The sequence below is a fragment of the Streptomyces fradiae ATCC 10745 = DSM 40063 genome (assembly GCF_008704425.1).
Lineage (GTDB): Bacteria > Actinomycetota > Actinomycetes > Streptomycetales > Streptomycetaceae > Streptomyces > Streptomyces fradiae.
The window spans coordinates 1,666,312-1,679,498 of record NZ_CP023696.1; the positions used below are offsets into that span (position 1 = coordinate 1,666,312).

The 13,187-nt window shown below is 77.4% G+C and carries 11 protein-coding genes and 1 pseudogene; 7 read left to right on the forward strand and 5 right to left on the reverse strand.

Features of this window, described 5'->3' with window-relative positions; translation table 11 throughout:
- Positions 1–255 precede the first annotated feature (255 nt).
- From CP974_RS07360 to CP974_RS07375, 4 genes are all read right to left on the reverse strand, one after another.
- On the reverse strand, positions 256–1,131 hold the full coding sequence (locus tag CP974_RS07360) for a response regulator (RefSeq protein WP_078915410.1): 876 nt from the start codon (positions 1,129–1,131) through the stop codon (positions 256–258).
- The gene (locus CP974_RS07365; RefSeq protein ID WP_223844531.1) at positions 1,128–2,651 is read right to left on the reverse strand and encodes a sensor histidine kinase; all 1,524 of its coding nucleotides are present in this window, start codon (positions 2,649–2,651) and stop codon (positions 1,128–1,130) included. Before CP974_RS07365 ends, CP974_RS07360 begins: the two co-directional genes overlap by 4 nt.
- Positions 2,652–2,817: 166 nt before the next feature.
- On the reverse strand, positions 2,818–3,099 hold the full coding sequence (pspAA, locus tag CP974_RS07370) for a PspA-associated protein PspAA (protein WP_031135896.1): 282 nt from the start codon (positions 3,097–3,099) through the stop codon (positions 2,818–2,820).
- A gap of 11 nt (positions 3,100–3,110) precedes the next feature.
- Positions 3,111–3,917, reverse strand: a complete 807-nt coding sequence (locus tag CP974_RS07375) for a PspA/IM30 family protein (RefSeq protein ID WP_078915865.1) — start codon at positions 3,915–3,917, stop codon at positions 3,111–3,113.
- Between the two features lie 307 nt (positions 3,918–4,224).
- Here CP974_RS07375 and CP974_RS07380 point away from each other — a divergent pair, with 307 nt between their 5' ends.
- The 4 genes from CP974_RS07380 to CP974_RS07395 all read left to right on the forward strand — a co-directional run bounded on the left by CP974_RS07380 (position 4,225) and on the right by CP974_RS07395 (position 8,971).
- On the forward strand, positions 4,225–4,821 hold the full coding sequence (locus CP974_RS07380; protein ID WP_031135900.1) for a DUF3043 domain-containing protein: 597 nt from the start codon (positions 4,225–4,227) through the stop codon (positions 4,819–4,821).
- Positions 4,822–4,862: 41 nt separating this feature from the next.
- Positions 4,863–5,618, forward strand: coding sequence for a class I SAM-dependent methyltransferase (locus tag CP974_RS07385; RefSeq protein ID WP_031135902.1), 756 nt, complete (start codon positions 4,863–4,865; stop codon positions 5,616–5,618).
- A gap of 283 nt (positions 5,619–5,901) precedes the next feature.
- A complete protein-coding gene (locus CP974_RS07390) occupies positions 5,902–7,773 on the forward strand; it encodes an ABC transporter ATP-binding protein (RefSeq protein WP_051839982.1) in 1,872 nt (623 codons plus the stop codon).
- A 91-nt stretch (positions 7,774–7,864) separates the two neighbouring features.
- Entirely contained in the window at positions 7,865–8,971 is a 1,107-nt protein-coding gene (locus tag CP974_RS07395; RefSeq protein WP_069976077.1) for a S1C family serine protease, read from the forward strand.
- A 360-nt stretch (positions 8,972–9,331) separates the two neighbouring features.
- On the opposite strand, the gene CP974_RS07400 is transcribed toward CP974_RS07395, so the two are convergent.
- Positions 9,332–9,538: a hypothetical protein gene (locus tag CP974_RS07400; protein ID WP_031136345.1), complete on the reverse strand. Its 207-nt coding sequence runs from the start codon at positions 9,536–9,538 to the stop codon at positions 9,332–9,334.
- A gap of 93 nt (positions 9,539–9,631) precedes the next feature.
- Here CP974_RS07400 and CP974_RS07405 point away from each other — a divergent pair, with 93 nt between their 5' ends.
- The 3 genes and pseudogenes from CP974_RS07405 to CP974_RS29505 form a co-directional block, all read left to right on the forward strand.
- Positions 9,632–10,831: a bifunctional adenosylcobinamide kinase/adenosylcobinamide-phosphate guanylyltransferase gene (locus tag CP974_RS07405; RefSeq protein ID WP_031136343.1), complete on the forward strand. Its 1,200-nt coding sequence runs from the start codon at positions 9,632–9,634 to the stop codon at positions 10,829–10,831.
- A 98-nt stretch (positions 10,832–10,929) separates the two neighbouring features.
- A complete protein-coding gene (gene cobT, locus CP974_RS07410) occupies positions 10,930–12,021 on the forward strand; it encodes a nicotinate-nucleotide--dimethylbenzimidazole phosphoribosyltransferase (RefSeq protein ID WP_037939687.1) in 1,092 nt (363 codons plus the stop codon).
- Positions 12,022–12,236: 215 nt separating this feature from the next.
- Positions 12,237–12,855, forward strand: a pseudogene (locus CP974_RS29505) (hypothetical protein); the annotation flags it as partial.
- Positions 12,856–13,187 lie beyond the last annotated feature (332 nt).

The following is a 13,187-nucleotide window of genomic DNA, read 5'->3' on the forward strand; positions in this document are numbered from 1 at the left end:
TCGCTCTGTGCGGTGTGCTTGGCGTGGTGGCTCGGCGCGGGTGGGCTCCGTGCGGTGGCTCGGGGCGGGTGGGCTCCGTGCGGTGGCTCGGCGTGCGTGGTCCGGTCGGCGGCCGGGCGGGGCCGGGGCGCGGTCCGGGCGGCCGGGTCGTACGGCCCCTCACACCATCCGCCATCGAGGAGGGCCCTTCCCTCGCCCGCAGGTCCCTTCCTGCCCCGCCCCGACTACCGCGTTCGGAGTACTCGGGCGGGCCGCTCAGTCCACCCTCGGGCGTACCAACCCCGACTCGTACGCGATGACGACCAGCTGGGCGCGGTCGCGGGCCCCGAGTTTGGCCATGGCCCGGTTCACATGGGTCTTGACGGTGAGGGGGCTGACCTCCAGCCGCGCGGCGATCTCGTCGTTGGAGAGCCCCGCGGCCACGTGGACCAGGACCTCCCGTTCCCGGCCGGTCAGCCCGGCCAGCCGTGCGGCGTGCGGGGCGGATCCGCCGGGGGGCGCGCCGCCCCCGGCCGTGCCCCCCGGCCCGTGCGGGCCTTGCGGGCTCTGCGCCAGGAACGTGGCGATCAGCCCCTTGGTGGCGGCCGGCGACAGCAGGGCGTCCCCCGCGGCGGCGACCCTGATGGCGCTCAGCAGCTCCTCCGGCTCGGCGCCCTTGCCGAGGAAGCCGCACGCCCCGGCGCGCAGCGACTGCACCACGTACTCGTCCACCTCGAACGTCGTCAGCATCACGACGTGGACGTCGCCCAGGTCCGGGTCGGCGGAGATCTCCCGGGTGGCGGCCAGGCCGTCCGTGCCCGGCATGCGGATGTCCATCAGCACCACGTCGGGCGAGGTCGCGCGGGCGAGCGCGACCGCCTCGGCGCCGTTCGCCGCCTCCCCGACGACCCGCATGTCCGGCTCCGACTCGACCAGCACCCGGAACGCGCTGCGCAGCAGGGCCTGGTCGTCGGCGAGCAGCACCTTGATCGGCTCGGGGACCGGTGCGGGGATCGGTGCGGGGGTCGACCCGAGGGTCGGTGCGGGGGCCGGTCCTGAGGCCGGTGCGGTGGTCGGCCCTGGGGCCGGTGCGGTGGTCGGCCCTGGGGCCGGTGCGGTGGTCGGTCCGGTGATCGGCTCGGTCGTCGTCATGGGACCAGGTCCTCCCCGGAGCGTGTGGTGAGGGGAAGTATCGCCCGCACCCGGTAGCCGCCCCCGTACCGGGGCCCGGTCGTGAGGGCCCCGCCGAGCGCCGCCACCCGCTCCCGCATCCCGACGAGCCCGTGCCCGCCGCCCGTGGGGGCGGGGCCCTCGGGGGTCCGGGCGTCGGGGGCCGCGCCGGTCCCGGACGCCGGGCCCGCACGGAGGGCGCTCCGGCGGGCCGGGGTGCGGGCGGCGGGGGCGGTCCCGCCGGCCGGGGTGGTCCTGGCCCCGCCGGCGGGGCGGGTGGAGACGGTCGCGACGGCGGGGGCGGTCCGGTCGGCGGGCGTGCGGTCGGCGGTGGTGCGGTCGGCGGGCGCGGGGCGGGGGGCGGGGGCGCGTACGCCGGGCCGGTCCGGCTCCCCGCGGGCGGGGGCCGGCCCTTCGGCGGGGGCGGCGGGCGCGGCGGTGCCCCCGTCGTCCAGGACGGTGACCTCGACCGTCCGGCCCACCCGCAGCACGCTCACCTCGGCCGTGGCGCCCGGACCCGCGTGCTTGCGGACGTTGGTCAGCGCCTCCTGGACGATCCGGTACGCGGCGAGGTCCACCGCCGCCGGGAGGTGGGTGTCCTGGTCGGTGCGGGCCACCCGGACCGGCAGGCCCGCGTGCCGGAACCCCTCCAGCAGGTCGTCGAGGACGGCCAGGCCGGGCGCGGGCTCGGTGGGGGCGGCCGGGTCCCCGGACTGGCGCAGCAGCCCCACCGTGGCGCGCAGCTCGTCGAGCGCGCGGCGGCTCGCCTCCCGGACGTGCGCGAGGGCCTCCTTCGCCTGGTCGGGACGGCGGTCCATGACGTGCGCGGCGACCCCGGCCTGGACGTTGACGAGGGCGATGTGGTGGGCGACCACGTCGTGCAGGTCGCGCGCGATGCGCAGCCGCTCCTCGGCCACGCGGCGGCGGGCCTCCTCCTCGCGGGTGCGCTCGGCCCGCTCGGCGCGCTCCCGTATGGCGTCCACGAACGCCCGCCGGCTGCGGACGGCGTCGCCCGCCGCGGCGGCCATGCCCGTCCAGGCGAAGACGCCCAGGTTCTGCTGGGTGTACCACGGCGCGGAGCCGAAGGACATGGCGGCGGCGGTCAGGACCGCCATCGTGGCGAGGCCGACCCGCCACGTCGTGGGCCGGTCGGTGCGGGAGGCGACCGTGTACAGGGCGACGACGGTGCTCATCGCGACCGGTGCGTGCGGGTCCCCGGCGGCGAAGTCCGAGACGGCGGCCGCGCCCGTGCAGACCAGGACCCGCACGGGCGCGCGGCGGCGGGCCACCAGCGCGGCGGCGCCCACCACCATGAGCACGACGCTCAGGGGGCGCGGGGTGCGCGCGCTGAAGGTGGGGCCGGTGCCGTCGCCGTGCGGCTCGACGAAGGACCCGAGGACCATCGCCCCGAGTACGGCGGCGGCCAGCACGGCGTCGCAGGCGAGCGGGTGCGCGCGCAGCCAGTCGCGGCAGCGCGTGAGGGCGTTTCCTTGGGCCGGCACACCGAGAGGGTAGCCAAGGCGGCCCGCCGCCCGGCCGCCCCGGACAGGGGGCGGGCGGACGGGGCGGGCGGCCAGGGCCCTGGGTGCCGGGCGGTGCCGGGGCAGTACCGGGCGGTGCCGGGCGGTACCGAGGTGGTGCCGGGCGGTACCGAGGTGGTGCGGGGCGCTACCGGCCGGGGATCAGCCCGTCGTCGGAGAGGAGGGAGCGCACTTCCTCCAGCGTCGCGTCCGGTGCCGGGAGGATCAGCTCGGACGGCTCCAGGGAGTCGTCGGGGAGCGGTGTGCCCAGCTCGCGGACGCGGTCCAGCAGGGCGTGCAGGGTGCGGCGGAAGCCGGCGCCGTCACCGGCCTCCATCTCCGCGAGCAGTTCGTCGTCCAGCTCGTCCAGCTCGGGGAAGTGGCTGTCGGCCAGTCTCACCTGGCCCTCCCCCATGATCCGCACGATCATGACGCCGCCTTTCAGCTCTTGTCGAACCTCGGTGCCTGCCGGCCCTCGCCCTGCGCCTGGCCCTGCTGCTGCGCGCCGTCGCCGCCCTCGATGGCCTGCTGCTGCGCGCTCGTCCCGCCGGCCAGCTCGGCCTTCATGCGCTGGAGCTCCAGCTCCACGTCCGTACCGCCCGACAGGCGGTCCAGCTCGGCCTGGATGTCGTCCTTGGCGAGACCCGACTGGTCGTCCAGGGCACCGGAGGCGAGCAGCTCGTCGATCGCGCCCGCGCGGGCCTGGAGCTGCGCCGTCTTGTCCTCGGCGCGCTGGATGGCCACGCCCACGTCGCTCATCTCCTCCGAGATGCCGGAGAACGACTCGGCGATGCGGGTCTGGGCCTGCGCGGCCGTGTACGTGGCCTTGATGGTCTCCTTGCGCGTGCGGAAGGCGTCCACCTTGGCCTGGAGGCGCTGCGCGGCGAGCGTCAGCTTCTCCTCCTCGCCCTGGAGCGTCTGGTGCTGCGTCTCCAGGTCGGTGACCTGCTGCTGGAGCGCGGCCCGCCGGGACAGCGCCTCGCGGGCGAGGTCCTCGCGGCCGAGCGCCAGCGCCTTGCGGCCCTGGTCCTCCAGCTTGGCGGACTGGCCCTGCAGCTGGTTGAGCTGGAGTTCGAGGCGCTTGCGGGAGGTGGCGACGTCGGCCACGCCGCGCCGCACCTTCTGGAGCAGCTCAAGCTGCTTCTGGTAGGAGTAGTCGAGGGTCTCGCGCGGGTCCTCGGCCCGGTCCAGGGCCTTGTTCGCCTTCGCGCGGAAGATCATCCCCATACGCTTCATCACACCGCTCATGGGCTTCGCGCGCCCCCTTCTGAACCGTCTCGGCTGCAGCTCTCCGACAGAACCCACCCTACGGGCCCTGCTTCCATTACCGCACTGTTCGGGCGCCGATGCGCTCCTCCCCAAGGACGAGTGGCCGCGCCGTTCCCTCCGGCGCAAGGAGTAGAGGACCGCGGATTCCCCCAGGGATGGCACGGGGTGCCCGTAGGGCGGGCACGGGGTGCCCGTCGGGGTCGCGCGGGCGCGGGGCGCGGGCCGTTGCCGGATCGTTCCCCGCCGGGGTCGGGTCCAGGCGCGGCACCCCGTACCCTTGGGCCTTGTGTTCCGTAGCCGTTCGAAGGATGAGAAGGCCCCCACCGGCAAGGTGACGGCGGACCTCTCCAAGCAGCCCCGCGACCCGCAGGCCCCCAAGGGCCGCCCCACCCCGAAGCGGAGCGAGGCCCAGTCCCAGCGCCGCCGCGCGGTGACGCCGACGCTCGACCGCAAGGAGGCGATGCGCCGCCAGCGCGAGGCCCGGCGTGCCGACCTGGCCCGCCAGCGCGAGGCCCTGGCCACCGGCGACGAGCGCTTCCTGCCCGCCCGCGACCGCGGCCCCGTCCGCCGGTTCGTGCGCGACTTCGTCGACTCCCGGTTCTTCGTCGCCGAGATGTTCCTGCCGCTCGCGGTGGTCATCCTGGTCCTGTCGGTGATCCAGGTCGGTCAGATGCAGACGATCGCCACGGTGCTGTGGCTGGGCGTCATCGTCCTGATCGTCGTCGACTCCATCGGCCTGGCGATCCGTCTGCGCAAGCAGCTCAAGCAGCGCTTCCCGGACACCCCGAAGCGCGGCGCGGTGGCGTACGCCCTGATGCGCTCGCTCCAGATGCGCCGCCTGCGGCTGCCGAAGCCGCAGGTCAAACGGGGAGAGCGGCCCTGAGTACCGCGGTCTCGGGGGGCGGGGGCGCGGCCGCCGAGGTACTGACGACGGGTCCCGGCGGACTGCGCGACACGGTCCGCCAGGAGATCGTCGCCCGCCAGCTCGACGAGCAGATCGGCGCCCGCTACCCGGTGGGCCAGCGGCTGCGGATACTCGACGTCGGCATGGGCCAGGGCACGCAGGCCCTGCGGCTCGCGCGGGCCGGGCACACGGTGACCGGACTGGAGTCCGACCCCGAGCTGCTGCGGGCGGCCCGCGAGGCCCTGTCCGGTGAGCCCGCCGGGATCCGGGAGCGGTTCCGGCTGATCGAGGGCGACGGCCGGGAGACCGGCGTCCACTTCCTGCCGGGCAGCTTCGACGTCGTGCTCTGCCACGGCGTGCTGATGTACGTCGACGAGCCCGACGCCATGCTCGCCGGGCTCGCCCGCATGCTGGCCCCCGGCGGCCTGCTGTCCCTGGTGGTACGGAACGCCGACGCGCTGGCCATGCGGCCGGGGCTGGCCGGGGACTGGGCGGGCGCCCTCGCCGCGTTCGACGCGGACACCTGCGCGGGAGAGCGGGGGGTGCCCGCGCGCGCCGACCGGCTCGACACGCTGACGGCCACGCTCGCCGGCATCGCGGCGCCGCTGCAGGCCTGGTACGGCGTGCGGGTCTTCACCGAGACGGTGCCCGGCGACGAGGGGCTGCCCGCGGCGCAGGAGCTGGACCGGCTGCTGGCCGCCGAGGACCGCGCGGGGCGCACCGACCCGTACCGGCGCGTGGCGTCGCTGCTGCACCTGTGCGGCGTCCGGGGCTGACGGGGCTGAGCGGCGTCCGGGGCTCGGACGGGCGGGTACGGCCCGCGGGACCGACGGCGGGCGCGCGGGGCTGACGGGCCTGTGCTGCGTCCGGGACTGACGGCGGGGCGCCGACGACGCCCGATCCGGCGAGGCCCGCGAGCGCAGAGGGCCCGCGGTCGGCCGCTTCGCGGGCGGGGCCGGGCGGGCGCCGTGCGGAGGCCGGATCGTACGCCCCCGGATCGGCCGGAATCCGCGCCCCGGCGGGACAGGTGCGGACCGGGTCCGCGGCGTCCTAGCCGGTGTGAGTAGTGAGAGCTCTGTGGACAAGGGCGCCGCGACGCCCCGGCTGCCCGCGCGGGAGACCTGGCGGGCGCTGTACCGGCACTTCCGGCCGCACCGCGCGGTCGTCGCCCTCGGCACGCTGCTGGCGCTGGTCGGCACCGTGGCCGGACTGGCGCAGCCACTCGCCGCCAAAGCCCTGGTCGAACGGCTCGGCCGGGAGGAGTCGATCACGGGCGTGCTGCTCGCTCTGACCGCGCTGGTGGTCGCCGGGACGGCGGTCCAGGCGGTCGGCTCGTACGTCCTGGAGCGCACCGCCGAGTCGGTGGTGCTCGCCGCCCGGCGGTCGCTGATCGGGCGGCTGCTGCGGCTGCGGCTGGCGGAGGTGGAGCGGACCCAGCCGGGCGACCTGATGTCGCGGATCACCTCGGACACGACGCTGCTGCGGGCCGTGACGACCCAGTCGGTCGTCTCCGCGGTGACGGGCGGGGTCGGCTTCCTGGCCACGCTGGTGATGATGCTGCTCATGGACGCCGTGCTGCTCGGCGTGACCCTCGGGGTGATCGTGCTGATCGGCGGGGCGTTCGCGCTGGCCATGCCCAGGATCGCGGAGGCGACGCGGCGCTCGCAGGAGGCGGTCGGGGAGATATCCAGCCGTCTGGAGCGGGTCTTCGGGGCGTTCCGCACCGTGAAGGCGTCGGGCGCCGAGGAGCGGGAGACCGCCGCCGTGGAGGCCGCCGCGCAGGAGGCGTGGCGGCACGGGGTGAAGGCCGCGAAGTGGCAGGCGCTCGCCGGTTCGTCGGTGGGGCTCGCGATCCAGGTGTCGTTCCTGGCGGTGCTCGGCATCGGCGGGGCGCGGGTCGCGTCCGGGGCGATCACCGTCGCCGAGCTGATCGCGTTCCTGCTGTACCTGTTCTACCTGATGGAGCCGGTGTCGCAGCTCGTGGAGGCGGCGACGCAGTACCAGAAGGGGTCGGCGGCCATCGCCCGCGTCGAGGAGGCGGAGCGGCTGGCGGTGGAGGACCCCGCCGGGGCGGCGGGCGGCTCGGCGGCCCGGGTTCCGGCCGGGGCGGCGGGCTCGGCGGCCGGGGCGGCGGGCTCCCCGGTCGGAGGGGCGGGCTCGACGGCCGGAGGAGGGGCGTCGGCCGGAGGAGGGGCGTCGGTCGTCTTCGAGAACGTCGCCTTCCGCTACCGGGACGACCTGCCGTACGTCCACCACGGGGTGTCGTTCGAGGTGCCCGGTCCGGGCATGACCGCCTTCGTCGGCCCGTCGGGCGCCGGGAAGACGACCGTCTTCGGTCTGGTCGAGCGGTTCTACGAGGCGACCGGCGGCCGGGTCCTGGTGGACGGCAGGGACGTGCGCGACTGGCCGGTCGCCGAGCTGCGGGCCTCCATCGGGTACGTGGAGCAGGACGCCCCGGTCCTGGCGGGCACGCTCCGCGACAACCTGCTGTTCGCCGCGCCCGACGCGACGGAGGGGGACATCCGCGAGGTGCTCGTCCGGGCGCGGCTGGACGCGCTCGTGGAGCGCTTGCCGGAGGGGCTGGACACCCTGGTGGGGCACCGCGGCTCGAAGCTGTCGGGCGGCGAGCGGCAGCGGGTGGCCGTCGCCCGCGCGCTGCTGCGCAAGCCCCGGCTGCTCCTGCTGGACGAGGCCACCTCGCAGCTCGACGCGGTGAACGAGCTGGCGCTGCGGGACGTCGTCGCCGAGGCGGCGCGGGACGTGACCGTCCTGGTGGTGGCGCACCGGCTGTCCACGGTGACGCTGGCCGACCGGATCGTGGTGATGGACGCCGGCCGGGTGCGGGCGGTGGGCACGCACGACGAGCTGGTGGCGGGCGACCCGCTGTACGGGGAGCTGGCCGCGACCCAGTTCCTGGCGGCTCGCGCGTAGCGGTCGGGCGTGCCCGGCCGGCGGGGCGGATGCCCCCTGATCGGGTGCGCTGCGCGGGCAGGGGCGCGCGGACGAAAGGGATACTCCGGACATGGATGCCCTCCCGCCGCGCCCCCGCACGCCGCTGCCGCCCCTCGCCGCCGTGGCCGTCGCGGCCACGGCCGCCCTGCTGGGCGGCTGCACCGCCGCCCCGCTCCCCGCGGGCCCCGCGGCGGCCGGGCCCCGCGTCCCGGCGACCGCGCCGACCCGGGCGGCGGCCGAGCCGCGGCAGCCGGGCGACCTGCAGAGCGAGTACCAGACCGTCATCAAGAACGTCCTGCCGTCGGTCGTCACCATCGAAGCGGGCGACAGCCTGGGCTCGGGCGTCGTCTACGACGCCGAGGGGCACATCGTCACCAACGCCCACGTCGTCGGCTCCGCCCGCAGCTTCCGCGTCACCATCGCCACCCGCGAGCAGCCCGTCGCCGCGCGGCTGGTCTCCAGCTACCCGGAGCAGGACCTCGCCGTCATCAAACTGGAGGGCGCCCCGCCGGAGGGGGTGCGGCCCGCCCGGTTCGGGGACTCGGCGAAGGTGGAGGTCGGGCAGATCGTCCTCGCCATGGGCGCCCCGCTGGGGCTGTCCGGCTCCGTCACGCAGGGCATCGTCTCCGCGATCGGCCGCACGGTCAGCGAGGGCGACTCCGGCGGGGGGACGGGCGCGACGATCGGCAACATGGTGCAGACCTCCGCGCCGATCAACCCGGGCAACAGCGGCGGCGCGCTCGTCAACCTGGACAGCGAGGTCATCGGCATCCCGACCCTCGCGGCGGCCGACCCGGAGCTGGGCGGCGGGACGGCGCCGGGGATCGGCTTCGCCATTCCCGTGTCGATGGTGCGGACGGTCGCCGACCAGATCGTGAAGTACGGGAGCGTACGGGAGTCGGGGCGGGCCGCGCTCGGGATCTCGGGGCGGACGGTGCTGGACGACGACTACCGCCCGGCCGGGGTCGCGGTGGAGCGCGTCACGGAGGACGGCGCCGCGCAGGCGGCGGGGCTGCGGGTGGGCGACATCATCACGCGGGTGGGCGGCGACGAGATCACCACGATCACCTCGCTGCTGGAGGCCCTGGCGTCGATGCAGCCGGGGCAGCGGGTGCAGGTGCGCTACCTGCGCGAAGGCAAGGGGCGGACGGCGCAGGTCACCCTGGGCGAGATGTGACGGCCCGCGGGACGCGACGGCGTGCCGGCGGGGTGCGCCCGGCGTGCGGGCGGATGCCCGGCGTAGGGGCGTGACGCCCGGCGTAGGGGCGTGATGCGTACCGGTGTACGGAGTGCCCCGGGCGGAGCGCCCCGGGGGACGGGACCGGTCCGTCCTTCCCGACCCGGCCGCGCCCGGCCGGTCCGGGGAGGGGCGGCGGCCCGCCCTGGCGGCGGGCCGGCGCGGCCCCGGCCGGTCGGGACCCGGTGAGCCGGACCCCCGCCGGCCCCCCGGAGACCGGGACCCGGAGACCGGGACCCTGCGGTCAGGACCCGGCGGTCACGACTCGGCGTTCAGGTCCCGGCGTTCACGACTCGGCGTTCACGACTCGGCGTTCAGCGACATCGGGCCGTAGATCTTCGTGTCGTCCTCGTAGAGGCTGGCCTGCTGCGCGCCGCCCTCCAGCAGGTCCCGCCAGGTCTCGCCGATCCAGGACTCGGCGTCCCCCTGCGTGGTGAACTCCTCCGGCCGCACCGCCGGCTCCACCTCCGTGCCGTCGGCACTCTCGAACCGCCACGTCCACGCCATGTGCCCCTCCAAGGGTTCCCGCACCAGTGCTGGTTCCTGCCCGCAGCGTAGCCGGGCGCGCAGCCGCGCGGGGCTCACGGGAAGATCGGGTACGTGGAACTGACTCTGCTCGGCACCGGAGCCCCGGCCGGGCTCCCCCGCCCCGGCTGCCCCTGCGCCGCGTGCGCCACCGCCCGCGGCCCCTACGCGCGCAGCGCCGCCTCGCTGCTCGTGGACGGCGCGCTGCTCCTGGACCTCACCCCCGGCGCCGCCCTGGCCGCCGCCCGCGCGGGGCGCACCCTGACGGGCGTACGGCAGGTGCTGCTCACCCACCCGCACGACGGCCCGCCCGTGGAGCTGCCCGCCGGGCTGCCGACGGCCGGCCGGGTGCCGGACGGCCGGGAGCTCACCCTCATCAGCGGGCACCGGGTCCGGGCCGTGGCGCTGGACGCGCCCGGCACCGGGTACGAGGTGGCGTCCCTGGAGGGGGCCCGGATGCTGTACCTGCCGCCGGGCGGCGCCCCCGCCGGGCCGGCCGCGCGGCAGCGCCCGTACGACCTGGTCGCGCTCGACGTGACCGGCCGGCCCGACGCGCTGGCCCGGCTCCGGGCGGTGGGCGCGGTCGGGGCGGAGACCGACGTGCTCGCCGTGCACCTGGACCACGACGCGGCGCCCGGCCCCGCGCTGGACCGGCGGCTCGGCGCGGCCGGGGCCAGGGCCGTGCCCGACGGGACGACGCTGACGGTCGGCGCGTACCGGGAGGCGCCCGCGCCGCCCCGGCGCACCCTGGTGACCGGCGGCGCCCGGTCGGGCAAGTCGCTGGAGGCCGAGCGGCGCCTGGAGGCGTACCCGGACGTGGTGTACGTGGCGACGGGCGGGGGCCGGGACGGCGACGCCGAGTGGGCGGCCCGCGTCGGCGCGCACCGGGAGCGCAGGCCCGCCTCCTGGCGCACCGAGGAGACCTGCGAGGTCGCGGAGCTGCTCGCGGCGGACGGGCCGCCGCTGCTGGTCGACTGCCTGTCGCTGTGGCTGACCGACGCGATGGACCGGGTCGGCGCCTGGGACGACGGGACCTGGGCCCGCACCGGTGAGAAGGCGCTGCGGGAGCGGGTCGCGGAGCTGGTGGCCGCCGTCCGCGCGACGCGCCGCACGGTGGTCGCCGTCACCAACGAGGTGGGCTCCGGCGTCGTCCCCGCGACGGCCGCCGGGCGGCGCTTCCGGGACGAGCTGGGGCGGCTCAACGCGGCCTTCGCCGACGAGTGCGAGCAGGTGCTCCTCGCGGTGTCCGGGCAGGTCCTGGTGGTGCGCGGCTGACCGCCCGGCCGGGCCGCTCCGGGGATCCGGCCGGCCCGGCGCCGGCCTCCCCGCCGGCCCGGCACCGGCCGTCTCGCCGGGCCGGTACTGTTCCGCGAATGAGCAGGCTGAATCTCGACGACTTCTCCGAACTGATCGAGCGCCCGGACAGCGGCACCCGCAGGGACGCCGAGGAACGCCGGGAGCGGCTCTCCGTGCCGCCCGGCGCGCTCGGCCGCCTGGACGAGCTCGGGGAGTGGCTCGCCGCGGCGCAGGGCGCCGTGCCCGTACGGCCCGTGGAGCGGCCGAAGCTGGTGCTGTTCGCCGGGGACCACGGGGTGGCCGCGCTCGACGTGTCGGGCCGCCCGGCCGGGGCGGCGCACGTCCTCGTACGGCGCGTGCTCGACGGCGCCAGTCCGGCCGCCGTGCTGGCCCGGCGCGCCGGGGTGCCGGTGCGGGTCGTGGACGCGGGCCTGGACTGCGACCCCGCGCTGCTCCCCGACGACGTCGTACGGCGCCGGGTGCGGCGCGGCAGCGGGCGGATCGACGTGGCGGACGCCCTCACGGCGGAGGAGGCCGAGCGGGCGGTGCGGCTCGGTGTGGCCGTCGCCGACGAGGAGGCCGACTCGGGCACGGACCTGGTGGTCCTGGGCGACCTGAGCGTCGGCGGGACCACGGTGGCCGCGACGCTGATCGCCGCGCTGTGCGGCACCGACGCCTCGGTGGTGACCGGGCGGGGCGGCGCCGGCATCGACGACCTGGCGTGGATGCGCAAGTGCGCGGCGGTCCGCGACGCGCTGCGCCGGGCCCGGCCCGTGCTGGGCGACCAGCTGGCGCTGCTGGCGGCGGTGGGCGGCGCGGACTTCGCCGCGATGACCGGCTTCCTGCTCCAGTCGGCGGTGCGGCGGATGCCGGTGATCCTGGACGGCGTGGTGTCGGCGGCGTGCGCGCTGGTCGCGCAGCGGGCGGCGTTCCGGGCGCCGGACTGGTGGCTGGCCGGGCAGGTCAGCGGGGAGCCCGCGCAGGCGAAGGCGTTGGACCGGATGGCGCTCAACCCGCTGCTCGACCACGGCGTCACTGTGGGCGAAGGAACCGGGGCGCTGCTCGCCCTGCCCCTCGTCCAGGCCGCCGCGGCGCTCGCGGCGGAGCTGCCGGTACGGCCCGACCAGCCGGAGCCGCAGGACGCGGGCGGGACGGGCGGCATGGACTGACGCACGCACCGGTGCGGCCCGCCCGCCAGGGGCGGGCCGCACCGGTGCGCGACGTGGCCGCGCGCCCCCGGACGACCGCGCCGCACGCGCCTCAGGGGGAGCCCATTGACCGCCGAAGGAACAGCCCTGCCACGGATCGCCGCCGTGGCCCCGCCGGACCGGCGGACCGCGCCCGCGCTCCGGCCGCTCTCCGCGCCCCGGCCGGGGGCGGGCCGGTGAGCCCGGCCGTACGGGCGTTCGCGCGCCGGGAGTGGGGGCCGCTGTTCGGTGCGGTGCGGGCGGCGCTGGCCGCGCGCGGGCCTCGGGCGGTGCCCCTGACGACGGCCGCGGTGTGTCTGACGGGGCTGTTCCAGCTCGTGCAGAACCAGCCGTGGGGGTACGGGCCGGTCCAGGCCGTCGGGTCGGTGCGGGCGGAGGACCCGCTGTGGGCGGCGCTGGCGCGCACGCCCCTGTCGCTGTTCGTCCCGGCGCTCGACCTGCCGGTGTGGGGCGCGCTCGCGCAGGTCCTCGTCGTCTTCGGGATCGCGGAGATCTGCCTGGGCCGGACCCGGACGCTCGTCGTCGCGTACGTCGCGACGCTGGCCGGGACGACGTACGCCCGGGTCGGCATCGCCCTGGGGCCCGGCACGCCGCTGCTGGGGCTGCCCGCCTCCGACGCGCGCGTGGTGGACACCGGTCCGTCGGCGGCCGTGGTCGGGCTGGCGGTGTTCGTCTGCTGGCGGTACCGGGCGCGGCTCACCGGGTGGCTGGTGATCGCCGCCATGGTGGTGGAGGCGGTGGTCAAGCCGAACCTGGCGGGCAAGGAGCACCTGGCGGCCCTGGTGGCCGCGGTGGCGGCGTACGGGCTGGCGCGGTGGCGCCGGGGGCGTGCGCTCCCGCGCGCGGCTCAGGGCCGGGGGCCCTCCGACGGGCCGGGGGGCGACTCGTCCGGCGGCCCGGGGGGCGGCGCTTCCGGCCGGGCGGTGGGCGGCCTCCCCGGGGCGGCGCCGGGCGGGGCGGCGCCCGGCGGGGCGGCGCCGGTGCCGGGCGAGGGGTCTTCCGGAGCGGCGGACGGGCGGGGCGCGGAGCCCGGCGGGACCGTCGGCGGTACGGACGGCGGGGCGCCCGCCGGGGCGCCGGAGCCCGTGCCCGGCGAGGCCCCGTCCTGAGGGGCGCCCGGAGCCGTC

What these genes read in the sequence shown, in the direction of transcription:
- CP974_RS07375 (WP_078915865.1), bottom strand. Translation starts at nt 3,917, where the DNA reads ATGAGCGGTGTGATGAAGCGTATGGGGATGATCTTCCGCGCGAAGGCG.
- CP974_RS07395 (WP_069976077.1), top strand. Translation starts at nt 7,865, where the DNA reads ATGGATGCCCTCCCGCCGCGCCCCCGCACGCCGCTGCCGCCCCTCGCC.
- CP974_RS07360 (WP_078915410.1), bottom strand. Translation starts at nt 1,131, where the DNA reads ATGACGACGACCGAGCCGATCACCGGACCGACCACCGCACCGGCCCCA.
- CP974_RS07400 (WP_031136345.1), bottom strand. Translation starts at nt 9,538, where the DNA reads ATGGCGTGGACGTGGCGGTTCGAGAGTGCCGACGGCACGGAGGTGGAG.
- cobT (WP_037939687.1), top strand. Translation starts at nt 10,930, where the DNA reads ATGAGCAGGCTGAATCTCGACGACTTCTCCGAACTGATCGAGCGCCCG.
- pspAA (WP_031135896.1), bottom strand. Translation starts at nt 3,099, where the DNA reads ATGATCGTGCGGATCATGGGGGAGGGCCAGGTGAGACTGGCCGACAGC.